We start from the raw sequence: 24428 nt of genomic DNA, 5'->3' as shown, positions 1-24428 counted from the left end.
AAACTGCGCGCGGAGGCGCCGCCGCATGCTTCCGAGCTCGTTATTCTGGTTCGACCCGAAGAACTAATGAGTAGTTTTGAGACGTCGAGAGTTGCCTCCGCGCGCAGTTCCGCAGCGAAGCGAGGACTGTTTGAGCACGGAGGTAATCTCGGCGGCTCAAAACGGTGGGATTAGACAATGCCTCAAAGCGAAATCGACATATCTTCTTGCGACCTTTGCCCTCGCTCGTGCGGAGTTGACCGCAGCGCGGGGGCTCGTGGTGTTTGCGGGGCTGACGGGCGGCTTCGCATCGCCCGTGCTGCGCTGCATTTCTGGGAAGAGCCGCCGATCAGCGGCACGCACGGGTCGGGCACGGTGTTCTTCTCGTGGTGCCCGCTTCGCTGCGTGTACTGCCAAAACGCCGTTATTGCCGACGGCGAGGCGGGGGCTGAGATATCGATTGAGCGTCTGGCGCAGATTTATTCCGAGCTTCAGGCGAAGGGCGCGCTGAATATCAATCTTGTGACGCCGACCCATTACGCGCCGCATGCGCGAGCAGCGCTCGATTTGGCGCGGGGGCAGGGGATGGACCTCCCCGTCGTTTGGAACACCTCAGGATACGAGACGGTTCGCGCCGTCCGTGAAAACCGAGGTTATGCGGATGTGTATCTCGCCGATTTCAAATACGCCTCCTCCGAGCTTGCCGCGCGATACTCAAAGGCTCCTGATTATCCCCAGGTCGCCCTCGATGCACTTTCTGCTATGGTCGATGAGCTGGGCGACCCTTGCTTTGACGAGTACGAGGGTGACGAGCGTATAACGCGCGGGGTGGTGGTGCGCCATCTGATGCTGCCCGGTGCGCTCGAGGACTCGAAACGCGTGGTGCAAACGGTGTGGGAGCACTTCGGCAGCTCTGTGTTGCTTTCGATCATGAACCAGTACACTCCCGTTTTGGCAGAGAGCGCCAAGGCGGGCGACGCCTGGGCATGCCGCGAGCTTGAACGTTGCTCCGAACTTGCCCGCCGCGTTCCCAACGAAGATTACGAACGGCTGCTCGATTTTGCCGACTCGCTCGGTATCGAGGACTACTTCTGGCAGGAGGGCGGTGCTGCCGAGGAGAGCTTCATCCCTGCTTTCGACCTCGAGGGCGTATTGAGCGAGTAGTCGTCCGTCGACGTGTCGTAGCGCTCATCCATTTCGGGCAGGTTCTCCCAGAAGCGCTTCGGCATGAAGTGGCGGCGGAGCTCGGGGTGATAGCGCGCATCGATGGAGACGGCGTCGTAGAACCGCTTCCACGCTTGCTGCATCATCTCTTCGTCACCTGCTTTTTCAGGGAGATTTACTATGTCGGTTTGAACGAGCTGCCACCCCGATCCGTCGTAGATTCCCGCTATGCGGTGCGCTTCGTCGTAAATCATGAAGGGGGCGTCGTTGAAGCGCGCCGAGAACCAATCCATGAGCAGGGGTACGACCGATGCCTTCGGAGAGCAGCGAGCAAACCATATATTTCCTTTGAGGCACTCGAAGCGCAAAAATTGCTGCATAAGATGCCGCTCGTTCATTACCGAGCGGTCGAGTGCGATGAGCGGGGCCACCGCGGGGTGTGCGATTTCGCTGATTGCCGCTCGATTCGCGTTGGACCTCATGGCGTAGCGAATGAACCGATAGACGACGGATCCCGCTTGCGCGTCGTCGGATAGCGATGCGTGCAACACGGCGTTGAATCCTGCTTTTCCCGTTGCGCGCACCAATCCACGCTTCACACGTTCTGCGAGGGCTGCATCGGTCTCTATGGTCCGAACGCTCTGATCAAGGCGGGGCTGGAATGCGGCTCCCTGTGCAATATCTTCGGGGTCCTCGTGATTCGCGTAAGCTTGAAACACTGCGGTGAGCAGCCCCTCGGGCGTTCCGTCGTAGACATAGGCAACATGGGCGAGCGGCTCTTCTGCGGCGATCATGCGCAAGCCTTTTGCTTGTCGATGGCATGCTGCCACCCGAACAGGCCATCGGCTTGGCTGGCGAGCGTGCTTTTCTCAGGGAGGCTGCGGGGGCTTGAGCTTGATATGCTCGTCTTCTGCGCGGTCATGGGGGTACTGCTCGTGCTTGCCTTGCATGAAGTTCTAAGGGCGTCGTCTACGCCTGCTCTGGCTGAGTTTGTGGGCGCATCGTGCGCGCTCGTCCCTTGTGCGTTATGGAGCGCATCGCGTGCCTGTGCTTCCTCAATTCGCTTTCCGTGTTGATTCTGACCCTCAAGCGGATCGAAGAGGCTTAGCTGCCCCTGGCATTGCTTCGCCGCACGTCGTCCGTGCTTTCCGCCGTCAATCGGTGCGGCGAGCTGCGCGCGCAGGGCTCCTGGGGCGAATGGCGTGCCTGTTCCCGCGTATTTGCCGTTGCAGGTGATGAAGAAGCGTGCGCGCTTGTAGGCGATACCGAGTTTGCGCAGTTCGGGTTCGTGCAGGCAGCATGTGCGTCGGGCCTTCACGATAAGGCGCGCCCCGCGCGGGCCGATGCCGGGCACGCGCAGGAGCATTTCGAGCGGGGCGGTGTTCACCTCTACGGGGAAGTGCTCCAGGTGGTTGACGGCCCAGTTCGCCTTCGGGTCAAGCTGCGGGTCGAGGTAAGGGTTGTCCTCGTCGATTATCTCGCTCACGTCGAACTTGTAGAAGCGCATAAGCCAATCGGCCTGGTAGAGTCGATGCTCTCGGTCGAGTTCCACCGCGCCTGATGCGGGCAGGCGCTCATCGGAGGTAACTGGCAGGTATGCGCTGAAGAACACGCGCTTGAGCGAGAGCGTGCGGTAGAGCGCTGCCGATAAATTCAGGATTTGAAAGTCGTTCTCGGGTGTGGCGCCGATAATCATTTGCGTGCTTTGGCCAGCGGGTGCGAATGCCCGCTTGCATTTCGCCGGTCGATTTTGCGAGTAGTATGTCGTGTTCTTTCGCATGAGAGCACGCGTGTCAGCGTCTTCTGCCATGGAGTCGCGAATCTGGCGCATCGGAGCCAGAAGCTGCTGCTTGCGCTTTTGCGGACACAGAAGCGCAAGGCTTTTCTGGGAGGGGAGCTCCAGGTTCACGCTCATGCGGTCGGCCAGATGACCCAGCCGATCGATCAGCTCAGGTGAGGTGCCGGGCACCGCCTTCGCGTGGATGTACCCGCGAAAGCCGTACTCGTCGCGCAGGATGCGCAGCGTCTCGATCATGAGCTCGGTCGTGTAATCCGGGCTTTTTATGACGCCGGAGCTTACGAACAGCCCTTCGATATAGTTGCGTCGGTAGAACGATATCGTCAGGTCGGCGAGCTCGCGCGGGGTGAACGCGACACGAGCGACGTCGTTGCTCGCGCGGTTCACGCAGTAGGCGCAGTCGTAGACGCAGACGTTGGTCATGAGCACCTTCAGAAGCGAGATGCAGCGCCCGTCGGGGGTGAAGCTGTGGCAGCACCCCGCGGCCAGGGCGTTTCCCAGCTGCCCGCGCCGCGCCCCTCGGTCGACGCCGGAAGATGTGCAGGCTACGTCGTACTTTGCGGCGTCAGCGAGAATTTCCAGTTTGTCGACGATATTCATGGGTACACCTGTTCGTTCGAATATTTGTTCGTATTTTAACAAGCTTCGAACTGATGTGCAATGCCCGCGCCTTTCTTTCCCGATGAAGGAGAAAATTCGCCATAATCCCTGTTCGCAGATAGATAAGCGCGCTATCATTAGCTCACAAGGCGATTGCTGCATCGCCGTCTTCTGAATTGCGTTTCCAAAACGCACGATGGGGAAGGGGCAGCCATGCTCTATGACAATATCTTAGTTCCCTACGATGGTTCGGCGTCTGCCGATGCGGCGCTCGAGGAAGCTGCCCGCTACGCGAAAGAGGATCCGGGTTGCGCGCTTCACGTGCTGCAGATTTCGGACATCGAGCACCAGGTGATCGAGCGGCTCGATTCTTCGTATGGCGCGGCGGTTCCCGTTGGCATGAGGGAGGCTTTCGAGGAAGCCCAAAACGAGGCTCAAAGGAAGCTTGAACGTGATGTCCGTCTCGCGACGCGCGGGCTTATGAACGAGATTCATGCCGAGGTGCAGGGCGAGACGACGATAGGCGTGCAAATCGTTGCGTATGCGGCGGCGCACAACATCGACCTCATCATCATGGGGTCGCGCGGCCTTGGCGGCTTGCGCGGCATCCTTGGCAGCGTGTCGAGCTTCGTGCTGAAAGAGGCGAAGGTTCCCGTTCTCGTGGTGAAAGACTAGCGAGCAAAAAAATCCCCCATCTGGAAAGGACGAACCGCCAGATGGAGGATTGCTTTTTCGTGGTGCCGGCGGCAGGAATCGAACCCGCAACCTACTGATTACAAATCAGTTGCTCTACCGTTGAGCCACGCCGGCATGCGGTTTGCGCAAGCAAACATGATAAGGCAAAACGCGCCAACTGAAAAGAGGGAAATCCTGGAAGGCGTCGGGGTGCAGCAAGGGGGCGTCGAAGGGTGTCGAAGCTGCTCCGCGCTATGTCCATGTCCCGATGCCAGGAGTCATTGCTTCTATGAACTCTTATCTGGCAGCGATGGCTTTGCGTGGGGGTATGGCTAGATAGGAGATCCTGCGTGCAACATGCACGAGATAGGAACCGAAGAAAATGCGATCGAAATCTAATGATAATCGAAATCGGGGGTTGCGGGGGCGTAAGAACCATGTGCCGCGCTTCCTCTGCTCCGTTCTAGTTGCATGCTTTTCCGCGTTAGCAGTTTTTACGCTGGCTGCTTGCTCCTCGAGCGACGGTGACAACTCATCTCCCCATGTGGATAACGGAAAGCTGCACATTTATTACGAGGAACCTTACGCGGTTGTTCCAGAGGGCAGCTTCTACCATGAAAAGGGATTTGGCATGTTTCTCGAGGCGTATTGCTCGCTTTTCTCTTCAAGCGAAGTGAGCGGTCTTGACTCGACGTTTTTGGTGTCGGGCGAGGAGGAAGATCATGGCTTTCGGTCGCTCTCGATGTTTTCCGAGGTCGATGATGGCAATGTCTCCAGCCAAGATGTGAAAAACGCCATCGATAACTTCACGCTTCCGCGCCCTGAAATGACCGATCCGGGATTTCGCCTCGTTGACGATATCGACAAAGGAAACGGTGAGTCTATTCTTATTTACGCCGCATATGAGAATGTGGACAAGAACAAGGCGCAGAGATGCGCGTTGCAAGTTATTTTTTGAACGATCGGCTCATTGGTGTGGGGCTAACGTATCTCGGGTCGGTTGAGGAAGAGGATAGAGCGAAGGAAGTCGCTCTTGCCGAGAAGATGCTGAGAAACGTGGAAATCATCCATTAACGAGGCACCGGGCGAGAGGTGCCGATTGGCTGGGTCGGGCGAGGAGGTGCGGCTTGGCGTGCCCCGGCGCCTTCTCGCCCGCTTAATTAAGTGGTTGCGCTATTCCTTCGCGCCCCATTCTTCGTAATATGCGTCGATAGCAGCCTTGATGTCGTCGTTGATGAGGACCTCACCCTGCACCTCGCGGTTGTAGAGGTACTCGGTCACTTCGGCCATGTTCACGATGCTCGCCGTGGGGAAGCCGTACTTCTCCGACACCTCGTCGCAGGCGCACTTCACGCCGCCTTTTCCAACCTCCATGCGGTTGAGCGAGACCATAAGGCCTTTGACCTCGATATTCGCGGCGCCGGTGATGAGGGGGTAGGTCTCGTCGATCGACTTGCCCGACGTGGTGACGTCTTCCACCATGACAACGCGGTCGCCGTCCTCGAGCACGTGCCCGAGCAGGTTGCCGCCCTCGCCGTGGTCTTTCGCTTCCTTGCGATTCGAGCAGTACTTCACCTCTTTGCCGTAGAGCTCGTGAAGTCCCATCGCCGTCACGACCGACAGGGGGATACCCTTGTACGCGGGGCCGAACACGACGTCGAAGTCGAGTCCGAAGTTGTCGTGGATCGCGCGCGCGTAGTAGAGCCCCAGACGATGCAGCTGGTCGCCCGTCACATAGGCGCCCGCGTTCATGAAAAACGGGGACTTGCGGCCGCTTTTCAACGTGAACTCGCCGAACTTGAGCACATGGCTTTCGACCATGAACTCGATGAACTCTTGCTTGTACTGCTCCATGGGGCGTCCTTTCCCTGTTGTGCGCGTGGTCGCGCGAGTCGTTTTCGCGGTATGATTCCACTATACAAGAACTCGACGCTTGCGGTGGGTACTGCTCGCCTGCGGGCAGATTTCCCGAAAGGCGCTCACGTGATTTACCTCGACAATGCGGCGACGACGCTTAAGAAACCCGGCGGTGTGGCTTGCGCGGTGGCGGACGCGATCAGCTCGTTTGGCGGTCCGGGGCGCGGCTCGCATGCGGCGGCGTTCGCGGCGAGCATGGCGGTGTTCGAGGCGCGCTCGGCCGTGGCGGGGTTGCTCGGCGCACAGGACGCTTCCCGCGTGTCGTTCGCCATGAACGCCACGATGGCGCTCAACATCGCTCTTGCCGGTCTTTTGCCAGATGAGGGACACGCTGTCACCACGGCTGCGTCGCACAACTCGGTGCTGCGGCCGCTCTTCCGCGCCCGCGATCTGCGTGGGGTACAGGTGGAGGTTGCCCGCATTCTCCCTGATGGGTCGCTTGATTGGGAATCCTACGAGCGCGCGCTTGAAGGAGGTGCGAACCTGGTCGCCGCCACGCACGCGTCGAATGTGACGGGCGATGTGTACGATGTTGTGCGCATGGCTTCGATGGCTCACGACGCGGGTGCGCTGTTCGTTCTGGATGCGGCGCAGACGGCGGGCGCGATGCCGGTCGATATGGCGGCGCTCGGGGTGGACGTGCTTTGCTTCACTGGGCACAAAAGCCTCTACGGCCCGCAGGGGACAGGCGGGCTCATCGTGCGTGAGGGGCTTGAGGTAGTGCCGCTTCTCGAGGGCGGGTCGGGAGTACACAGCTTCGATGAGCGTCAACCGTCGTTCATGCCCGAGGCGCTTGAGGCGGGAACGGAAAACGCGCATGGCTTGGCGGGGCTTGCCGCCGGCGTGGAATACGTGGCGCAGAAAGCGCCAGCTGCGATTGCTGCCCAGGTGGCGGGGCTTGTCGAGCGCTTCGAGCGCGGGTTGGCGAGCGTTCCCGGGATCGTGGTGTACGGCGGGCATGCGAGCTTTGGGCGCTCGGGGATCGTCGCCTTCAACATCGGCGATGCCGATTCGGGCGAGGTCTCCGCGCGGCTCGACGCTGATTTCGGGATTTGCACGCGCCCCGGTGCCCACTGCGCGCCGCTTATGCACAAGGCGCTCGGCACGGCTGAGCAGGGCGTCGTGCGCGCGAGTTTCTCCAGCTTCAACACGCAGGCTGAGGTTGACGCCGCGCTTGAGGCAGTGGAGAGTATTGCGCACCGAGCGAGCTAGCGAGTGCCGCGCGGTGCGCTGACGGGCGTGCGGTGGGGTTGTGTACAAAAACGACGATAATTTTCAACTATAGTATGGCCACTAATTAAAATATTCCCCAAAGTCTAGCAAAGCGGGGAATATCTCTGCGCATTCCGCTAATTGGGGCGACGAAGTGAGGGAATGCGCCGCGAGGCTATTTCTTGTTTTGCAAATTATCGTCATTCTTGTACATCTAGAGTCCTAATTAATTGAACGACAGAGCACTGACTTGCAGTTTTGGGTTATAAAGGTTCCTTATAAATATGCCTTCTTGCGTTTCTCGCCCGAGAAGGCGAGCATTAGTTGTGCATATTGCATGCGCGGCATTCTCGTAAGTCCGATTTCGTACTACAGTACCATGAAAGTACGAAATCGGACCAAAGGACAAGGATGAGAAAAGGGAATACGGCGTCCGACGCGAATGAGGCAAACGGCACGTGCGCGCCGGGCAAGGTGGGCGCGAACATGGCGGATGCGGCGGTTTCCAGCGGCGCGGCAAACGTCGCAAGTTCGGCGGACGCGGAGGGCCCAAGTTGCCCGACGGGCGCTTCTGTCCCAGGCAATATCGCGCGCGCCTACGAGGCGCTCGATAGTTTTTGGCGTGAGCAGAACCAGCTCTATCGCGACGTTGCGGCATCGTTTGGAATCTCCGAAAGCGCGTTCAATATCCTATACGCTATCTATCTTGCGGGCGAAAAGGGCATCTCTCAGCATGACATTTGCGTGCAGATGTGTATCGGCAAGCAAACGGTGAACAGCTCCATCCACAAGCTCGAACGCGAGGGTGTGGTCGTGCTCAAGAGTGGTCCGGGCCGTCGCGGTCTGCTCGCGCATCTGACTCCGGTGGGCCTTGAGCTCGCCGAGCGTACCATCGTCCCTATGATCGAGGCAGAGCTTGCGGCGCTGAGGGAATTCGACGACAGGGAGCTCGAACTGGCGCTTCTCCTCGGACGGCGCTACACCGATGCTCTGCGCTCGCATTTCGCGGATATCCCTGGGGTGCTCCTGACCTCGCAAAGCAGCAAGGCCGCGCTTCTGGCTGGCGAAGCTGCGCTCCGAGGAGTCAAGGCTGCAGCGCAAGGCGACGCTTCCGCACCTCGAAACGACGGGGCTGCCAAGCGCGGCGGGGAGGGCGAGGGTGCGCCCCCGGGCGGGTGTCTTTCCTCTCCGAATAAGAAGGTGCAATAAGCCATGGCGATCCGGATTTCCGACCATTTCACGCTCGGGCGGCTCGCGCGTTTCACCGCTCCAACTTGCGCAATGATGCTTTTCACCTCGATCTACGGCGTGATCGACGGTCTGTTCGTGTCGAACTTCGTCGGCAAGGAATCCTTCGCTGCCTTAAATCTTGTCTATCCGCTGTTCATGATGCTCGGTGCGCTCGGGTACATGTTCGGAACGGGCGGTACGGCTCTCGTCGCCAAAACGTTGGGGGAGGGCGATGACAAGCGTGCTCGCGGGCTGTTCTCACTTATCGTGTACGCGACGCTCATCGTGGGCATCGCATGCGGGGTCGTGGTGTTCGTGGCCGTAGGGTCTGTCGCCGGTGCGTTGGGGGCCGAAGGATCGCTGCTTGAGGAATGTGTCGTTTACGGCAGCATCCTGGCGTTCTCGCTTCCTTTCTTCATGTTGCAGGAAACCTTCCAGAGCCTGTTGACCGCTGCGGGCAAGCCCAAGGTGGGGCTTTGCGTCATGGTGGTTGCCGGCGTCGCCAACATCGCGCTCGACGCCCTGTTCATCATCGTGTTCCAGTGGGGCCTGGCGGGCGCTGCCCTGGCGACAGCGATAAGCGAGGTCCTTGGCGGTGCGATCCCGTTCCTCTATTTCGCGCGGCCAAACTCGAGCACGCTGCGCCTGGGTCGCCCGCTTATCGACGTGCGGGCTTTGGGGCGCGTCTGCGTGAACGGCTCATCGGAGCTTGTCTCGAACCTTTCCATGTCGCTCGTGTCGATGGTCTACAACTTCCAGCTGATGGCTTATATCGGGCCTGATGGCGTCGCAATTTACGGCGTTATCCAGTACGTCGCTTGGATTGCGGTGTCGCTTCTCATGGGATTTACAGTCGGATCCTCGCCCATCATCAGTTACCACTACGGTGCGAAGAATTCCGCCGAGCTCAAGGGCTTGTTCCGCACCTGCCTTGGCGTGATGGTGACGGGTGGCGTGCTGATCACCGTGCTGACTCATCTCTTTGCGCACCCGCTCGCGGCGGTGTTCGTGGGATACGACCCTGCCCTGTGCGAGATGACCGTCGCCGCCCTCGGCGAGTATTCGCTCGCGTTCATCTTCGTGGGCGTGAGCATTTTCGGCTCGGCGTTCTTCACGGCGCTCAACAACGGTCTCGTCTCGGCGCTCATATCGTTTTTGCGCACGCTCGTGTTCGAGTGCGCGGCGGTGATGTTTTTGCCTGCGATCATCGGCGTCGACGGCATCTGGCTTTCCATCGTGGTCGCCGAGATCGCGTCGATGTTTCTTACCGGCGGTTTTCTCGTCGGCCTGCGCAACCACTACGGTTATGTCTAGCGTCCTCCGCGTCGCGGAAGGGTCGTCCCGCTTTCGCTCGCCGCGGCCTGCTCGTGCGCTTTGTGAGGATAATGCGGTGATGGGAGTGCTGTTGTATCATGGGGGCGAACAATGAGCGCCTCTTCTCGGGCGCCGCAAAAGGAGAACCTGTGGAACAAAAACCCTCATTTGACAAGCGCTTTGCGCTGCTTATCGACGCGGACAACGTCTCATCGAAGTACATCAAGCCCATTCTCGACGAGCTTTCGAAATACGGTACCATCACCTACAAGCGCATTTACGGCGACTGGACGAGCACCCTGCATGCCAAGTGGAAAGACGTGCTGCTCGACAATTCCATCACGCCGATTCAGCAGTTCAGCTACACCGTCGGCAAGAACGCCACCGACTCGGCCATGATCATCGACGCGATGGACATCCTCTATACGAACTCGGTCGAGGGCTTCTGCCTCGTGTCGAGCGACAGCGATTTTACGCGCCTGGCGAGCCGTATCCGCGAGAGCGGCCTCACGGTGATCGGGATGGGCGAGAAGAAAACGCCCACGCCGTTTCGCAAGGCGTGCGACATTTTCACCACGCTTGAGCTGCTCATCGGCGAGGCACGCCGCGACAAGGCGAACGGCTCCTCATCGAGCCTGACCATCGAGGAAGTCGAGCGCGCAGTCGTCGACATCATCACCGACAACCAGAACAACGGGAAGTCGACGGGTTTGGGCGAGGTGGGAAGCCGCCTGCTCAAGCGTTACCCCGACTTCGACGTGCGCTCGTTCGGGACAAACCTGCTCTCGAAGCTTCTCGGCGAGTTCAAGAGCGTCACCATTCGCAAGGACGGCTCGAACGTGCGGGTCGAGCTTGCGGAAGGCGCCGAGCATGAGCGCGCGGCGGCTGAGAGGCATTCTGATTCCGAGGGCGTTGGCGAGCAAGCGGGCGAGCAAGCTGAAACTGCGTGCGCTTCCGAGGATTCGGAGAGCGAGGGTGGTGAGGATGCGTCCTCGCACAGCTCGAAGTCGCGCCGCCGCAGCCGCCGTCGCCGTAAATCCTCCAAGGTTTCTAGCGTTGAGCAGGGTGAATCTGCCGATACGAAGGCTGATGAGACAATCGACGGGCAGCGGGAGGCAACCTCCGAGACTGCTGAGTCGCAGACGGTATCGGCCGATCAGCGGGGTGAGTCCAGCGATTCGCCCGCAGGGGGGCAGGAGGTTGTTTCCGATGAGACTGGCGCCTCGCAGGCCGAAGAGGCCGAGGCTCAAGTTGCGGCAGCCGACGAGGCGAACCGTGCCGGCAAGGACCAGGAGCAGGCGGCAAGCGATTCCAGCGAAGACAGCAAGTCTCAGGCGCCTGTGAAACGCCGCCGCAGCCGTTCGCGTAAGGCTCCTGCGGCTCCTACGGCCCCTGATGACTTCATTCGCGCGGAAGTGACGGCGTCGGGCAAGAACGGCATGGCCGTTGCTGAGCTTTCGAAGCGCGTGCGCACGCGCTTCAAGTCCTTCAAAGTCCGCGAACTCGGGTATCCGCATCTTGCAGGTTACCTCGCCGACGTCGAGGGCGTGCGCGTGTACAAGCAAGGCCGTGAGAACTGGGTCGCGAAGGAGTAGCGGAGTCCCCGACGTCAAAGATCTACGGCGCGGGGCCGGGCGAACTGCCTATTTCTCGCTGCCTGCTGCCGTCAAATCGTGGCATGCGACGAAGGCGGCCAGGTCGTCTTCCCAGGTGGGCATCTCGAACACGCCCGTCAGGCGCGCCATCATGTTGTCGAGTTCGATGCGGTAGCCGTGCTCGGGCTTGCTCGCTCCGCGCAGGTTGCCGATCGGTTCTCCCACAAGCTCGAAGGCGCGTTCGAAGAACTCGAAGCGGCTCGTCACGCCCGTGCAGGCGGCATGGAAGGTGCCGAACTCATTGGACTCCATAACTGACACGACGGCCTTCGCGAATGTGTCGGCAGAGGTGGGGCACGCGAACTGGTTCGCGGGCACGTACACGGTGCGACCTTCGCGGCTCGCCTTCAAAGCGCGAGGGAGGATGTCGTCGGGCTCGGCGGTGTAGACCCACGACGAGCGCACGATGATGTGGCGGCGGTTGAGCTCGCACACGAACCGTTCGCCAGCAAGCTTTGACTTGCCGTAAACATGCGGCGGGTCGGTCGGATCGAACTCGTTGAAGGGGTGCTCGGACGTGGCGGGGAACAGGTCGTCGGTCGAAAGATGCACAAGCGTTGCCCCCACGGAGGCGCTCGCTATGGCGAGGTTACGCGCGCCGAGCGCGTTCACCTGGTAGGCGCGGTCCGGGTTGGCCTCGGCCTCGGTGCGGCTTGCGAGCGCGGCGCAGTTGATCACGAAAGAAGGTCTCTCCGACTCGGCGAAGGCGAGGCTTCGTTGCAAATCGACGATATCGAGTTCCCTGTCGGTCGTCACGACGCGATATCGGTTGTGGTCGAGTCGCGCGCTGATTGTGCGGCCCATGCGCCCGGCGGCGCCGGTGATCCATACGGTTGCCTGAGACTCAACGCTCATGGACGGATGCTCCTTCGTTGTACGGTTCGTTTTCGTTTCGCCTTCCGAAACCGCACTATCTTAACGCAAGTTTCGTGCTTGCGGTTGCGCAAGCGTTTTCATCGCTTATCATGTTTGTTTGGCTTGTGCATCGAATTGCGCAAGCGAGGAAATCAACGGTTCAGGCGGGATGGCCGCCTGACATGGGGAAGGACTCTCATGAATATTGCACTACCCGATGGCTCGGTAAAAGAGCTCGCTGCCGGCGCGACCGTCGCCGACGTTGCGGCTTCCATCGGCGCGGGCCTTGCGAAGGCTGCGCTGGCTGGCAAGGTTGACGGCACACTGGTCGACCTCACAGCGACCGTGACGGATGGGGCAACCGTTGAGATCATCACCGCGAAAAGCCCTGAGGCGCTCCACATCATGCGCCACTCCTGCGCCCACATCATGGCGGAAGCCGTGCAGGAGCTCTATCCCGGCACGCAGATCGCCTTCGGCCCTGCGACCGACGACGGCTACTTCTACGATTTCGAGCTTCCTAACAATATCTCCTCCGACGACTTCGGCGCCATCGAGAAGAAGATGGCCGAAATCGTCAAGGCAGACGAGCCTTTCGTGCGCGAGGTCGTGAGCATCGACGAGGCGAAGAAGATCTTCGCTGACCAGCGCTTCAAGCTCGAGCACATCGACGATTTGACCGACCAGGAAATCTCGATCTACCGCCACGGGTCCTTCGTTGACCTGTGCGCCGGCCCGCATGTTCCCTCCGCCGGCAAGATCGGCGCCTTCAAGATGATGAAGCTCGCCGGTGCCTATTGGCGCGGCGACGCGACGCGCGAGCAGTTGCAGCGTCTCTACGGTACGGCCTTCTTCAAGAAGTCGGAGCTCGAGGAATACCTGCACAACCTCGAGGAGGCCGAGAAGCGCGATCATCGCCGCATTGGCCGCGAGATGGACATCTTCATGATGCGCGACGAGGCGCCGGGTTTCCCGTTTTTCCTGCCCAACGGCATGATCTTGAAGAACACGCTGCTCGACTACTGGCGCGAGATCCACAAAAAGGCCGGCTACGTGGAAATCTCCACGCCGATGATCATGAACAAGCAGCTGTGGCAGACGTCGGGCCACTGGGACCACTACAAGGACAACATGTACTCGACGGTCATCGACGAAGAAGAGTACTGCGTGAAGCCGATGAACTGCCCGGGCGGCGTGCTCGTGTACGCGTCCAAGCCGCATAGCTATCGCGACCTGCCCATTCGCGCGGGCGAGATCGGCCTGGTGCACCGCCACGAGATGAAGGGCGCGCTGCATGGCCTGTTCCGCGTGCGCTGCTTCAACCAGGACGATGCGCACCTGTTCGTGCGCCCCGACCAGCTGACCGAGGAAATCGTGGGCGTCGTTAAGCTCATCGACTCGGTGTACCAGCAGTTCGGGTTCACCTACCATGTCGAGCTCTCCACGCGCCCCGAGGATTCGATGGGCTCGGACGAGGATTGGGAAGCAGCCGAGGCGGGCCTCAAGACCGCGCTCGAGGAGCTCGGTATGGAATACGAGGTCAACGAGGGCGATGGCGCCTTCTACGGCCCCAAGATCGACTTCCATCTGACCGACTCGCTTGGACGCACCTGGCAGTGCGGCACCGTGCAGCTCGACTTCCAGATGCCGCAGAACTTCGATCTGGAATACACCGATGCGGATGGCTCGAAGAAGCGCCCGGTCATGCTCCATCGCGTGTGCTACGGCTCGGTCGAGCGCTTCATCGGCATCCTGATCGAGCATTACGCGGGCAAGTTCCCCGTGTGGCTCTCGCCGATGCAGGTGAAGGTGCTTCCCGTGTCCGAGAAGAGCCGCGATTACGCGCACAAGGTCGCCGACGCGATCGAGGCCGCTGGCATCCGCGTCGTGGTGGACAACCGCGACGAGAAGATTGGCTATAAGATCCGCGAGGCGCGTTCCATCGACCGCGTGCCCTATATGGTGATCGTGGGCGAGAAGGAGGCCGAGGAGGGCACCATTTCCGTGCGCGACCGCACGAACGAGACGCATCCCTTCACGATTGAGGACTTTTGCGCGAAGGTGCGCGAGGAGATTCGCACGCGCGCGTAACCTCGTGTGACCTGGTGTGATTGGCTGTTGCGGCGGGCTGTCCTGCGATGGGCGCCCGCCGTTTTTATTGATTTGGTTGGAGGCTTGGAAGATGCGCACGGCGGCATGTCGCTTGCACAAGGGTTTTTCGCTCGAGAAGCGGATGGAAGGCGCGAAGGCGGCGCTCGAGTTCGAGCCGTCCGCTCGCCGAGGGGCGTGGCGTCTTTGGGCGCCCGAAGGGGGTGTGCGCCCCGATGGCGAGGCGTTCTCCCGCGTCGTGCTCGATCTGGGGTGCGGCAAGGGCGAGTACACGGTGGCGCGCGCCGAGGCCGATCCTGAGACGCTTTTCGTGGGCATCGATGTTGACCCTATCTGCGTGATGCGCTCGGCCGAGGCGGCATGCGAGGCGGGCGTGGGAAACGTCGTCTTCGTGCACGATGAGGACCCTGATGTCCTTGAGCTGTTCGGCGAGGGGGAGCTTGCAAGTATCCTCATCAACTTCCCGACGCCGTTTCCCAAGAAGAAGCGCGCCCCCCGTCGCTTGACCTACCTCGATCGCCTGATGAAGTACCGCCTCGTGCTTGAAAATGGCGGTACCGTGCGCATGCGCACCGATTCCACGCCGTTTCGCGACTTCTCTTTAACGCAGCTCAATCTGGCAGGCTACCAGCTCGAATGGGAAACCGATGACGTGCGCGGGATGTTTCCCGACGAGCCCTGGAGCGGCTATGAGCGTAAGCTCGTGGCGAAAGGCGCGCCCGTTGTCGGTTTTTGCGCGGTGCCGGGACCTGCCCCCGAGCATGTGGAGCAAACCGCTCCGCTCTCGCTTGTGAGCTATCTTCCCGAGGATTTGGAAAGCCTCGATTACATCCCCTTCGGCATGCAGGGCTCGATCGACAACATCGTCGGGTACAATGCGAACCGCCGCAAAAAAGGGCTGCCCGATTGGCGTCCGCCCATCGTTTAGCCAAGTTGGTAGAATCGCCCGACCCGTCCTGCGTGCTAGATGATAGCATGGGCCAAACGACACTGGTTGGGAAGGGGCGTTTCGTGGGCGATCCATCAATCCGCAGCTATTGCGGCAAAATGCGGCAGGCGAACAAGGAGGCGCGGGCGACGGTTATCGCGCTGGCCTGCATCATCGTCGTGTGGCTCGTTGGTGGCTTTGGGCTTGCCGGGTCGGATATCCAAGTGTTCCACACGCCCCTTTGGATTATTGGCGGATGCGTGGCGCCATGGATTGCCGCGATTGTCGCTGCGGTCGTGCTGAGCCGTCGCGTCTTCGTCGATTTCGACTTGGACGACGATGCCGCCATCTCTGGTGCGGCGTGCGAGGAGGTTGCGCGCCATGAGTAACCTTGTCGCGCTCGTCCCCCTTGTCATATTCCTTGCCCTCGCGCTTGCGGTGAGCCTCGTCGTGCGCCATCGCGCGCATGCGGCGGGCGGCGGCTTCGTGAAGGAGTACTTCATCGGCAACCGCGCTCTCGGCGGGTTCGTGCTCGCCATGACGACGATCGCCACTTACGGCTCGGTGAGCTCGTTTGTGGGCGGGCCTGGGCAGGCGTGGCTCGTCGGCTGGGGCTGGGTTTACATGGCGGTCGTGCAGGTCACGGCCCTCGTTTTGCTCTACGGTATCTTGGGGAAGAAGATGGCGCTCGTTTCGCGCAAGCTCGACGCCGTCACCGTGATCGACGTCATCCGCGCGCGCTATTCCTCGAATGCGCTCGCCAATGTGAGTGCGGTTGTGGTTGTGCTCTTCTTCGCGGCGACCATGGTCGCGCAGTTTGTGGGCGGCGCGAAACTTTTCGAGGCTGTTACCGGGTATTCGTATCTGGTGGGGCTTGTGCTCTTCGGCGTGGCGGTCGTGCTGTTCACGACTATCGGCGGTTTTCGCGGGGTTGCGGTGACTGACGCGATATGCGGCGTCGCCATGCTCATCGGTATTTTCGTGCTTGCGGCGGGTATTCTCGCTGCCGGCGGCGGCTACGAGAACATAATGGATACTATCCGCACAAACCGCCCCGAGATGCTCGAACCCTTCGGCGGTGGTTCCATGCCCGCGTCGCTGTACTTCACGCAGTGGCTGCTCGTCGGCATCTTCACGTTCGTCCTGCCCCAATCGGCTGTGCGCTGCATGGGCTTCAAGAACACGAAAGCGCTCCACGGTGCGATGATCATGGGCACGGTCATCATCGGCCTCATGATGATTGGCGTGACTTCTTTGGGCGTGCTGTCCGCGGGCGTGCTCACGGGGGACCTTGCCAGCTATGGCGGCAGCGTCGACAATATCATCCCGCAGGCCATCGCGCAGACGCTTCCGCCCTGGCTTGCCGGTGTGGCCATCATAGGCCCGATCGCGGCGTCGATTTCCACGGTGTCGTCCCTGCTCATCGCCTCGTCTTCGGCGATTATCAAGGACGTCTACTTGCATCATTGCGAATCATCTGGCAAAAAACCCACCGAGCGCACAATCGCGCGCTCGAGCCAGGCGGTCACGCTCTGCGTGGGTGCGATCGTATTCGTGCTGGCAATCGTTCCGCCCGATGTCATCTGGAAGATCAACATGTTCGCGTTCGGCGGCCTTGAGACAGCGTTTTTCTGGGTGCTCGTGTGCGGTCTGTTCTGGAAGCGCGCGGGGAAGTGGGGCGCGCTGCTGTCGATGACCGGCGGCACTGCCTCGTACTGCCTGTGCATGGCGCTCGGGTTCAAGGTGATGGGTCTGCACCAAATCGTGATCGGCATCACGGTCGCGGGCGCGCTCATGATGGCGGGGAGCCTCTTCGGGCGCCGGGACGCGGCGGATGAGCAGCGCATGTGCGAGGTGTTCTTTCCCGAATAGGATATCGCGAAGGAACCTAACTGTTTTGTGAAGAAGCCGGGCCGCGTGGACGCAACCTGGCTTCTTTTGTTAGCGCTCCTTCTTGTCGCTATTCATCATGCGGCCGATTTCGTTTTGCCGGCGTTGGTGCTCGCGCACCGCCGCCCGAGCGAGCCTTTTGCGCCGCTCTTCGCGTTGCTGCGTCGCTTTCTCGACGATATCGCCGCGGGGTCCCTCTTCGATGAAGTGCTCGATCTCATCTTTATGCGCAGCGAGGTCCTGTGCCGCGGCATCGAGCAGCGTGTCGAGCGCTCGCTTGCGCTCGCTTTTGCGTTGCAGGGCGAAAGCAGCTTCCTGCCAGGGGATATCCTCGTCCTTCGACTCGCTTGAGCGCATGGCGAGGCGGGCGGCGGCCTCCTGGCGCACCATCATGCGCTCCATGTCCAAGTGCTCGTGCAAGATCGTGCGGATGTCGTTCGGGTGTGCGGCGATTTCCTGCACCGCGACGATCGGCTTCGCATCGACCACGCGGTAGGTGAGCGATGCCAGAAACGGCATGAGGAAAACGGTCACCGCGCCTGCGGCGACGAGCGTGCCCGCGACGTCTTGTGCCATCGCCCCCGCCTTCACCGCCACCGATGTCACCGCCACGATGAGCGGTAGCGCTGTGGTGCAGTAGAGCGCCACGGTGATCCGGTTGTGCATGGACAGCTTGTCCTCGCCCTTGCCGAGCGAGAGTGCCACGACGATGGGCACGGCGCGCACCAATAACAGCGCGCAGATGAACAGGACGAGCAGAAGCGGGTTCTCGCCCACGCCGGCAAGGTCGATCTTCGCGCCGGAGACGACGAAGAACACGGGGATAAGGAACCCGTAGCCGATGGCGTCGAGCTTCGATTCGAGCTCGTGGTCGCCTTCGGGGATGACGTAGCGCAGAATGAATCCCGCGGCGAAGGCGCCGAGCACGATATCGAGCTGGAACACCGCCGATACGGTGACGAGCCCGATCAAAAGCACCGCCGTCACGCGCACGAACGCCTGCGAGGTGGTGTTGCGCTTGCTCGCGAGAAACCGGTAGATGCGATGCCCGCCGCGGCGCGCTTTGGCAGGAACGATCGCCATGATCACGCAAACGAGGACAAACACCGCGAGGATGAGCAGCGTCTTCCACTCGCTGCGCGACGAGAGCAGAAGCGCCATGGCGAGCACGGGACACAACTCGCCCCAGGTGCCGAACGAGAGGATTCCCCCGCCGACGGGGGTTCCCTCGAGGTCGCGCTCCTTGATGATCGGCATAAGCGTGCCGAGTGCCGTTGTGGTCAGCGCGATGGCGACGGCGAGCCCGTCGATGTGGCTTACGGAGAGGCTTGGTGACAACAGTACCAGGACAAGTGCGATCGCCATGCTGACGATCCAGGTGGCAAGCCCTTTCTTTCCCTGCGTTCCCGAAAGGCTCTTCGGGTCGATCTCATAGCCTGCAAGAAGGAACAAAAATGCGAGGCCGAGCTCGGAGAGCATATCGATCGAGTCGGTCAGCTCGATGACCCCTGCCGTATAGGGGCCCAATAGCGCGCCCGCCAAAAGCAGAATCACGGTTTCGGGAACGAGTCCGCGTGGAACAAGCTTGGCGATGATGGGGGCTGCCGCGGCGACAAGTGCGGCGGTGAACAGCGATATGAAATCGGTGGGCATGGGAATCTTTTCTGCTGAGGGGGTCGAGGGCGCTTGCGTGCTGAGCGCTGGTGGGGCACAGGCGAGCTGCGATTAGGCGAAACGTGCGAGCGGTGGGCTGGTGGACGTTCGTTCACGATGGGCTTGCGGGTTGTGAGCCCGACGTATTGCTAGCCCGCAAGATACTCCTGCAGCTTCGGCCACGCTTGTGCCGCAGCTGCCAGCCCCTGTTCGTACAGTGCGAGCAGCTTATCGGCGTCGTGCTCCATGGAGGAGACCGTGACGGGCTCAGGAGGGCGGATCACGAAGATGCGTCCGGCTGCCTGTTCACGTTCGATCCAACGGTAGAGGCGGTTGTACTCGTAGTGACGATACTGCAATCGATCGAGATAGTACGGGTAGTCGGCGTAGCGCTGGCGCATGAGCGCCATGAGCTTGTTCGGCTTCTTCTTGTAGCCAGCGGCCTGGGTGAGCACGACGATGTGTTTGCTTGCGCCGGTGAGCATCGAGTGGAGAAGCGGTACGCTGTCGGAGGTGCCTCCATCGAGGAGAAGCTTGCCGTCCGCCTCGACGATCTGGCTTACGAGCGGCATCGACGACGATGCGATGAGATAGGGCAGGTCATCGTGGTAATCGTGCATCTCGTGGTAGTCGGCTTCGCCGGTTTCAAGGTTGGTTGACACGGCTTCGAATCGAATAGGCGAGCGTCGAAACGCCTCATAGTCGAACGGGTCGAGCACGTCGGGAATCTCGTGGAAGGCGAATTCGCGGCCGTAGGCGTTTCCCGTGCGGACGAAGCTTTGCATCGACAAGTAGCGGTTGTCGGCAGCATACTTCACGTTGATCAGGCTCGACCTGCCGGGCGCGCCCGCCACGTAGTTCCCGCCGCAAAGCGCACCCGCCGACACGCCGACGACATATTCGCAGAAGAACTTCTGGTCCATGAAGAAATCGAGCACGCCTGCGGTGAACTGCCCGCGCATCGCCCCGCCTTCGAGCACGAGGTTCGCGTGGGCAAGCGTCGCGCCCTCCCATGCAGGCGCGCCGTGCATAGGAGCGCCCTCGCTGCCGCCTTCGCTCGGTTCTTTCTTCTCATCTGCGGTTTTGGTTGCAAAAACCGAAAGCTGATCTTCTGTAGGTTCGCTCATGGGCCACCCTTTCTCTTGTCGGGTGCCATTATAGTTCAGTTTCATGCCGTTCCAGTAACGCCTCGTTTACGTTTCGCGGGTAAGCGATACAATACGTTGGTACAAGCGTTGGGCTTGACGCCTGACGCGAATCCTGCTTTCAAATCACTTGTTCAGGAGGAAGGGAACATGAGCGAAATGGTAACTTCTTCGGATTTCGAAGAGAAGGTTCTGAAGTCCGACGTCCCCGTTCTTGTGGATTTCTTCGCGACATGGTGCGGCCCGTGCCGCATGCTCGGCCCTGTGGTCGAGGAAGTCGCCGCTGAGAAGGCCGGCGAGGCCAAGGTGTACAAGCTCGATATCGATCAAAGCCCCGACATTGCGCAGCGCTACGGCGTGATGAGCGTGCCGACGCTGATCTTGTTCGAGGGCGGCGCGCCGAAGCGCCAGATGGTGGGCGCGCAGCCGAAGCAGAACGTGCTCGCGCTGTTTGCGTAAAGCGTATTTTCCGAGCGCAATGGGAAGGCGCTGCGGGGCGACGTTCGCCTTGCGGCGCCTTTTCGCGTTTCGAGGGTATACTCTGCGGGAACGGGACCCAATCGGGTGAAAGGCGGAAATGCTATGAATGAAAACGATGTGCTCGACGTGGCGGTGATCGGCGCGGGGCCCGCTGGGCTCACGGCAGGGCTCTATGCGGCGCGCGCGGGGCTTTCAGTCGCCATCTACGAGAGGATTTCTCCTGGTGGGCAGCTTGCGCAAACCGAACGGGTGGAAAACTACCCAGGCTTTGCCGAGGGGGCCGACGGCTTCGAGCTCGCTTGGGCGATGAAGGAGCAGGCGGAGCACTTCGGGGCTGTTATCGTGAGCGAGGAAGTGACGGCGGTCGACTTTTCAGGCGAGGTGAAGACGCTCACGACGCCTTTCGGCCAACATAAGGCGAGAAGCGTCATCGTGGCGACGGGCGCGCGGCCGCGTAAGATGGGCCTTGCGGGGGAGGAACGGCTCGCAGGCCGCGGCGTGTCGTATTGCGCGACCTGCGACGGCAACTTCTTCCGTGGGAAAAGCGTATGCGTGCTCGGCGGCGGGAACACGGCGGCGGCGGACGCGAAATATCTTGCGCGCATCTGCGAGCGCGTCTATCTCGTCCATCGTCGCGATACCCTGCGCGCCTCGGCGATCGATCGGGAGCGCCTCTCCTCGCTTCCCAACGTCGAGTTCGTGTGGAACTCGCGCATTGCCGACCTGCACTCGGAGGAGGGTCGTCTTGCCGCTGTGGAAGTCGAGGATGTGGCGACGGGTGCGCGGAGGACGCTTCCTGTCGGAGGGCTGTTCGTTGCTATCGGAACGATTCCCAACGCCGATTTCCTCGAGGGCGTGCTTCCTGTTGACAAGGGCGGCTACATCGTGGCCGACGAGTCGGGCGCTACGAGCGTGCCCGGCGTGTTCGCGGCGGGCGATGTGCGCGCGAAGGGCCTGCGCCAGGTGGTGACGGCCGTCTCCGACGGGGCGATAGCCGCCGAGAGCGCCGCCGCATACGTTGCCTCGCGATAGCGGGTGAGCAGGAACGCGGGCGAGGCCGGCGGGTGGGCGCGCGGTGTGCGCTCGGCGGGTCCGCTGGCGGGCGCGTGGCGGAGCAATCTCGGCGGGTGAGGCCGAAAGCAAAAGCGAAGGTAAATACGTTTTAATGCAAGTGAGGGACCGTTTCAATAGGGCCCGTATTGAGGTATAGTGTCGGAGGCGTATAAGCTTGCGATAACGAGGAGAGAGATGATAAGTTCGCTTCGAAAGGGCATCGTCGCATTTGCGACGTTCGCACTACTCAGTACGATTCCTGCTGTAGCCTGGGCTGATGGCACTATCAACGCGGAACCCGCCGCGAATGGGGCGCTTCAGGCGGACCAGGTTGCCACATGGGACTGCTCCGATGGGGGCATTGCTCCCGAGAGCGTTTACGGCCGCGTGGACAAGCCGACGGTCACCTTCGTCACGGAGGGCACGTTCTATCAGGACACTGCCCGCAACATGCTCGATTATATCAACAAGGCCCGCGGCGCGGTGGGCGCGGCCCCTCTGACGTGGAGCTACGAGCTCGAGGTCTGCGCGATGCAGCGTGCCGCCGAGATTTCTATAGGTGGCGATTTTTTCAGCCATACGCGCCCGAGCGGCGACACTTGCTACACTGTGGTTGATGACGTCATGCTGAGCAATCCCTACTACGCGCTCGGCGAGAACATCCTTGGGACAACGTACGACGTAGCGACGGCTAACTCTTGGTGGACAAACTCCCCCGGCCACTACGCGAACATGATCAACGAGAACTTCAACATGGTCGGCGTTGCATGCTTCAATGGCTATTGGGTCGAGTTCTTCGGCTATCAACCGTTCGAGACAACCGAGCAGGATGCCGTAAACGGAACCTACAATGTTAATCTCGAAATGGGCCAGTGCAATCTGGGCCTGTTCTTCCCCGATTTCGAGGCGGGCGAGTGGTATGCCGATACCATGGTGTACATGCTCAACAATGGCCTCATCACGGGCTACAACGACGGCACTCACCGACTGGGCGTCTACGACTCGATCAAGCGCGGCGACGTTGCGATGATCTTGTGGCGTATGGCGGGCAAGCCGGACGTTTCGGTGGAGCAGTTCTATGACGTGCCCAGCGACTCGTACTATTCGGCTGCAATCAACTGGGCTCGTGCGGCGGGAATCATCGGCGGCTACACAGACCCCGTTTACGGCACTCCGCTCAACTTGTTCGGGCCCGAAGATTATGTCACGCGCGAGCAGTTCGCGGTGATGATCGCCAAGTACGCGAATATTCTCTGGGGAGTCGATGTGTCGAGCGACGGCACGAAGCTTGCCTCCATGCCCGACGCTTCGACGGTGAGCCCCTGGGCGCGCGCCAGCTTGGCTTGGGCGCTCGACGCGGGCGTTATGGACGGTCGGGAGATCGATGGTACGCGTTACCTCGACCCGCAAGGTTCGGCCTGGCGCTCTGCCGTCGGCAAGATGACCGCAACGCTTGAGCGTGACGTGTTGCAGTAAAACGAAGCTTCTAACCTGCAAGGTTTCGCTTTCGCCGACGATTTCGCCTCCATGAGCGTATTTCCTGCGAAAGTCCAAGGGCGTCCCTCACACGAGGGGCGCCCTTTTGGTATCATTGTTCAGCTACGGATAACGCAATTCGCATAAAGGAACGCACGCAATGCAAGATAACGACATGCGCGAGAAGCTTGAGAAGATCATTTCCGCCTACGAGGAGCTCCAGGCGAAGATGAGCGACCCTGCAGTTCTCGCCGATCAAAAGGCATACAACCACCTCGCCAAGGAATACGCGAACCAAGGCCCGCTCACCGCGAAGGCGCGCGAGTACCTCGCATGCTGCAGCGACATCGACGACGCCAAAGAGATGCTCGCCGATCCCGACATGAAGGAGTTCGCACAGGAGACCATCGCCGAGGCCGAATCGAAGATGCCTGCCCTCGAAGAGGACATCAAGTTCATGCTCATTCCCTCGGACCCTGCCGACGAGAAGGACATCATCGTGGAGATCCGCGCTGCTGCCGGCGGCGACGAGGCGGCGATCTTCGCGGGCGACCTGTTCAAGATGTATGAGCGCTTCTGCTCTTCTCAGAAGTGGAAGATCGAGCTTATGGACGTTTCCCCGTCCGAGGCAGGCGGGTACAAGGAAATCCAGTTCAAGGTGAAGGGCGACAAGGTGTACTCCGTCATGAAGTACGAGTCTGGTGTGCACCGCGTGCAACGCGTGCCCAAGACGGAAAGCCAGGGCCGCATCCACACGTCCACGGCGACTGTTGCCGTGCTTCCCGAGGCCGACGAGGTTGAGGTCGACATCAATGAGAATGACCTGCGCATCGACGTGTTCCGCGCCGGCGGCCCCGGCGGACAGTGCGTCAACACGACCGACTCCGCCGTGCGCATCACGCACCTGCCGACCGGCCTTGTCGTGCAGTCTCAGGACCAGAAGTCGCAGCTGCAGAACAAGATTGCGGCGATGGCCGTTCTTCGCGCGCGCCTCTACGAGAAGATGCTTGCTGAGCAGCAGGCTGCCGAAGGTGCCGAGCGCCTCGCGCAGATCGGTTCGGGCGATCGCTCCGAGAAGATTCGCACCTACAACCTTCCTCAGGACCGCGTGACCGACCACCGCATTGGCTTCAACTCCACGTACAGCTCGGTTCTCGACGGCGATGGGCTGGGCGATGTTATCACCGCACTTCAGGCGGCAGACCGCGCCCGCAAGCTCGCCGAAGCTGTTTAGTTTCGCTGTTCTGACGTGCGACGAGAAATGTGACGCTGCGAAGGGTCCCGGCCTTGCGCTT

21 protein-coding genes and 1 tRNA gene are annotated in these 24428 nt (G+C 60.9%); 15 read left to right on the top strand and 7 right to left on the bottom strand.

Features of this window, described 5'->3' with window-relative positions; all coding sequences use genetic code 11:
• Window positions 1-177: 177 nt before the first annotated feature.
• Window positions 178-1143 carry a radical SAM protein gene (locus F8C90_RS05215; protein WP_158049400.1) on the top strand — a complete coding sequence of 322 codons (966 nt, stop codon included), beginning with the start codon at window positions 178-180 and terminating at the stop codon, window positions 1141-1143.
• On the opposite strand, the gene F8C90_RS05210 is transcribed toward F8C90_RS05215, so the two are convergent.
• The gene (locus F8C90_RS05210; protein ID WP_158049399.1) at window positions 1065-1937 is read right to left on the bottom strand and encodes a TIGR03915 family putative DNA repair protein; all 873 of its coding nucleotides are present in this window, start codon (window positions 1935-1937) and stop codon (window positions 1065-1067) included. The genes F8C90_RS05215 and F8C90_RS05210 overlap by 79 nt on opposite strands.
• Window positions 1934-3541: a putative DNA modification/repair radical SAM protein gene (locus F8C90_RS05205; RefSeq protein WP_158049398.1), complete on the bottom strand. Its 1608-nt coding sequence runs from the start codon at window positions 3539-3541 to the stop codon at window positions 1934-1936. The genes F8C90_RS05210 and F8C90_RS05205 overlap by 4 nt, the downstream gene beginning before the upstream one ends.
• A 213-nt stretch (window positions 3542-3754) precedes the next feature.
• Between F8C90_RS05205 and F8C90_RS05200 the strand changes: the two genes are divergently transcribed.
• Window positions 3755-4216, top strand: coding sequence for a universal stress protein (locus tag F8C90_RS05200; protein WP_158049397.1), 462 nt, complete (start codon window positions 3755-3757; stop codon window positions 4214-4216).
• 60 nt (window positions 4217-4276) lie between these two features.
• Here the strand turns inward: F8C90_RS05200 and F8C90_RS05195 are convergent.
• Window positions 4277-4351: transfer RNA gene (locus F8C90_RS05195), tRNA-Thr, on the bottom strand.
• A 304-nt stretch (window positions 4352-4655) separates the two neighbouring features.
• Between F8C90_RS05195 and F8C90_RS05190 the strand changes: the two genes are divergently transcribed.
• A complete protein-coding gene (locus F8C90_RS05190; protein ID WP_211361030.1) occupies window positions 4656-5174 on the top strand; it encodes a hypothetical protein in 519 nt (172 codons plus the stop codon).
• 215 nt (window positions 5175-5389) lie between these two features.
• Here F8C90_RS05190 and pyrE read toward each other — a convergent pair whose 3' ends face one another.
• Window positions 5390-6070: an orotate phosphoribosyltransferase gene (pyrE, locus tag F8C90_RS05185; RefSeq protein ID WP_158049395.1), complete on the bottom strand. Its 681-nt coding sequence runs from the start codon at window positions 6068-6070 to the stop codon at window positions 5390-5392.
• Between the two features lie 129 nt (window positions 6071-6199).
• Here pyrE and F8C90_RS05180 point away from each other — a divergent pair, with 129 nt between their 5' ends.
• The 4 genes from F8C90_RS05180 to F8C90_RS05165 all read left to right on the top strand — a co-directional run bounded on the left by F8C90_RS05180 (window position 6200) and on the right by F8C90_RS05165 (window position 11484).
• Entirely contained in the window at window positions 6200-7345 is a 1146-nt protein-coding gene (locus tag F8C90_RS05180) for an aminotransferase class V-fold PLP-dependent enzyme (protein WP_158049394.1), read from the top strand.
• 411 nt (window positions 7346-7756) lie between these two features.
• Window positions 7757-8554 (top strand): MarR family winged helix-turn-helix transcriptional regulator, encoded by a 798-nt coding sequence (locus tag F8C90_RS05175; RefSeq protein ID WP_158049393.1) that lies wholly within the window; start codon window positions 7757-7759, stop codon window positions 8552-8554.
• A gap of 3 nt (window positions 8555-8557) precedes the next feature.
• Window positions 8558-9889: an MATE family efflux transporter gene (locus F8C90_RS05170; RefSeq protein ID WP_158049392.1), complete on the top strand. Its 1332-nt coding sequence runs from the start codon at window positions 8558-8560 to the stop codon at window positions 9887-9889.
• 149 nt (window positions 9890-10038) lie between these two features.
• Window positions 10039-11484 carry an NYN domain-containing protein gene (locus tag F8C90_RS05165; RefSeq protein ID WP_211361029.1) on the top strand — a complete coding sequence of 482 codons (1446 nt, stop codon included), beginning with the start codon at window positions 10039-10041 and terminating at the stop codon, window positions 11482-11484.
• 48 nt (window positions 11485-11532) lie between these two features.
• On the opposite strand, the gene F8C90_RS05160 is transcribed toward F8C90_RS05165, so the two are convergent.
• A complete protein-coding gene (locus tag F8C90_RS05160) occupies window positions 11533-12399 on the bottom strand; it encodes an SDR family oxidoreductase (protein WP_158049390.1) in 867 nt (288 codons plus the stop codon).
• A gap of 198 nt (window positions 12400-12597) precedes the next feature.
• Here F8C90_RS05160 and thrS point away from each other — a divergent pair, with 198 nt between their 5' ends.
• From thrS to panF, 4 genes are all read left to right on the top strand, one after another.
• Window positions 12598-14490, top strand: a complete 1893-nt coding sequence (gene thrS / locus F8C90_RS05155) for a threonine--tRNA ligase (protein ID WP_158049389.1) — start codon at window positions 12598-12600, stop codon at window positions 14488-14490.
• Between the two features lie 142 nt (window positions 14491-14632).
• A complete protein-coding gene (trmB, locus tag F8C90_RS05150) occupies window positions 14633-15436 on the top strand; it encodes a tRNA (guanine(46)-N(7))-methyltransferase TrmB (protein WP_246155792.1) in 804 nt (267 codons plus the stop codon).
• Window positions 15437-15519: 83 nt separating this feature from the next.
• Window positions 15520-15825: a YhdT family protein gene (locus F8C90_RS05145; protein WP_246155791.1), complete on the top strand. Its 306-nt coding sequence runs from the start codon at window positions 15520-15522 to the stop codon at window positions 15823-15825.
• Window positions 15818-17308 carry a sodium/pantothenate symporter gene (gene panF / locus F8C90_RS05140; RefSeq protein WP_158049386.1) on the top strand — a complete coding sequence of 497 codons (1491 nt, stop codon included), beginning with the start codon at window positions 15818-15820 and terminating at the stop codon, window positions 17306-17308. The genes F8C90_RS05145 and panF overlap by 8 nt, the downstream gene beginning before the upstream one ends.
• Window positions 17309-17377: 69 nt before the next feature.
• Here panF and F8C90_RS05135 read toward each other — a convergent pair whose 3' ends face one another.
• Together F8C90_RS05135 and F8C90_RS05130 are read right to left on the bottom strand one after the other, a co-directional pair.
• On the bottom strand, window positions 17378-18979 hold the full coding sequence (locus F8C90_RS05135) for a cation:proton antiporter (protein WP_158049385.1): 1602 nt from the start codon (window positions 18977-18979) through the stop codon (window positions 17378-17380).
• 149 nt (window positions 18980-19128) lie between these two features.
• Window positions 19129-20010: a patatin-like phospholipase family protein gene (locus F8C90_RS05130; RefSeq protein ID WP_158049430.1), complete on the bottom strand. Its 882-nt coding sequence runs from the start codon at window positions 20008-20010 to the stop codon at window positions 19129-19131.
• A gap of 264 nt (window positions 20011-20274) precedes the next feature.
• Here F8C90_RS05130 and trxA point away from each other — a divergent pair, with 264 nt between their 5' ends.
• From trxA to prfA, 4 genes are all read left to right on the top strand, one after another.
• Complete coding sequence (trxA, locus tag F8C90_RS05125) at window positions 20275-20583, top strand: thioredoxin (RefSeq protein WP_158049384.1); 309 nt, start codon at window positions 20275-20277, stop codon at window positions 20581-20583.
• Between the two features lie 123 nt (window positions 20584-20706).
• A complete protein-coding gene (gene trxB, locus F8C90_RS05120) occupies window positions 20707-21636 on the top strand; it encodes a thioredoxin-disulfide reductase (RefSeq protein ID WP_158049383.1) in 930 nt (309 codons plus the stop codon).
• Between the two features lie 216 nt (window positions 21637-21852).
• Window positions 21853-23133, top strand: a complete 1281-nt coding sequence (locus tag F8C90_RS05115) for a CAP and S-layer homology domain-containing protein (protein WP_158049382.1) — start codon at window positions 21853-21855, stop codon at window positions 23131-23133.
• Window positions 23134-23293: 160 nt separating this feature from the next.
• Entirely contained in the window at window positions 23294-24367 is a 1074-nt protein-coding gene (prfA, locus tag F8C90_RS05110) for a peptide chain release factor 1 (RefSeq protein ID WP_246155790.1), read from the top strand.
• Window positions 24368-24428: the final 61 nt, after the last annotated feature.

This window comes from Ellagibacter isourolithinifaciens, from assembly GCF_008831035.1.
Classification (GTDB): Bacteria; Actinomycetota; Coriobacteriia; order Coriobacteriales; family Eggerthellaceae; genus Ellagibacter; species Ellagibacter isourolithinifaciens.
This window is presented reverse-complemented; position numbering and strand designations above follow the sequence as displayed.

Bases quoted from the DNA above. Each gene is read 5' to 3' on its own strand.
- F8C90_RS05175 (WP_158049393.1), top strand. From the start codon at position 7,757: ATGAGAAAAGGGAATACGGCGTCCGACGCGAATGAGGCAAACGGCACG.
- F8C90_RS05160 (WP_158049390.1), bottom strand. From the start codon at position 12,399: ATGAGCGTTGAGTCTCAGGCAACCGTATGGATCACCGGCGCCGCCGGG.
- F8C90_RS05205 (WP_158049398.1), bottom strand. From the start codon at position 3,541: ATGAATATCGTCGACAAACTGGAAATTCTCGCTGACGCCGCAAAGTAC.
- F8C90_RS05130 (WP_158049430.1), bottom strand. From the start codon at position 20,010: ATGCACGGCGCGCCTGCATGGGAGGGCGCGACGCTTGCCCACGCGAAC.
- trxA (WP_158049384.1), top strand. From the start codon at position 20,275: ATGAGCGAAATGGTAACTTCTTCGGATTTCGAAGAGAAGGTTCTGAAG.
- panF (WP_158049386.1), top strand. From the start codon at position 15,818: ATGAGTAACCTTGTCGCGCTCGTCCCCCTTGTCATATTCCTTGCCCTC.
- thrS (WP_158049389.1), top strand. From the start codon at position 12,598: ATGAATATTGCACTACCCGATGGCTCGGTAAAAGAGCTCGCTGCCGGC.
- F8C90_RS05135 (WP_158049385.1), bottom strand. From the start codon at position 18,979: ATGCCCACCGATTTCATATCGCTGTTCACCGCCGCACTTGTCGCCGCG.
- trxB (WP_158049383.1), top strand. From the start codon at position 20,707: ATGAATGAAAACGATGTGCTCGACGTGGCGGTGATCGGCGCGGGGCCC.
- F8C90_RS05170 (WP_158049392.1), top strand. From the start codon at position 8,558: ATGGCGATCCGGATTTCCGACCATTTCACGCTCGGGCGGCTCGCGCGT.
- F8C90_RS05115 (WP_158049382.1), top strand. From the start codon at position 21,853: ATGATAAGTTCGCTTCGAAAGGGCATCGTCGCATTTGCGACGTTCGCA.
- trmB (WP_246155792.1), top strand. From the start codon at position 14,633: ATGGAAGGCGCGAAGGCGGCGCTCGAGTTCGAGCCGTCCGCTCGCCGA.
- pyrE (WP_158049395.1), bottom strand. From the start codon at position 6,070: ATGGAGCAGTACAAGCAAGAGTTCATCGAGTTCATGGTCGAAAGCCAT.
- F8C90_RS05210 (WP_158049399.1), bottom strand. From the start codon at position 1,937: ATGATCGCCGCAGAAGAGCCGCTCGCCCATGTTGCCTATGTCTACGAC.
- prfA (WP_246155790.1), top strand. From the start codon at position 23,294: ATGCAAGATAACGACATGCGCGAGAAGCTTGAGAAGATCATTTCCGCC.
- F8C90_RS05200 (WP_158049397.1), top strand. From the start codon at position 3,755: ATGCTCTATGACAATATCTTAGTTCCCTACGATGGTTCGGCGTCTGCC.
- F8C90_RS05215 (WP_158049400.1), top strand. From the start codon at position 178: ATGCCTCAAAGCGAAATCGACATATCTTCTTGCGACCTTTGCCCTCGC.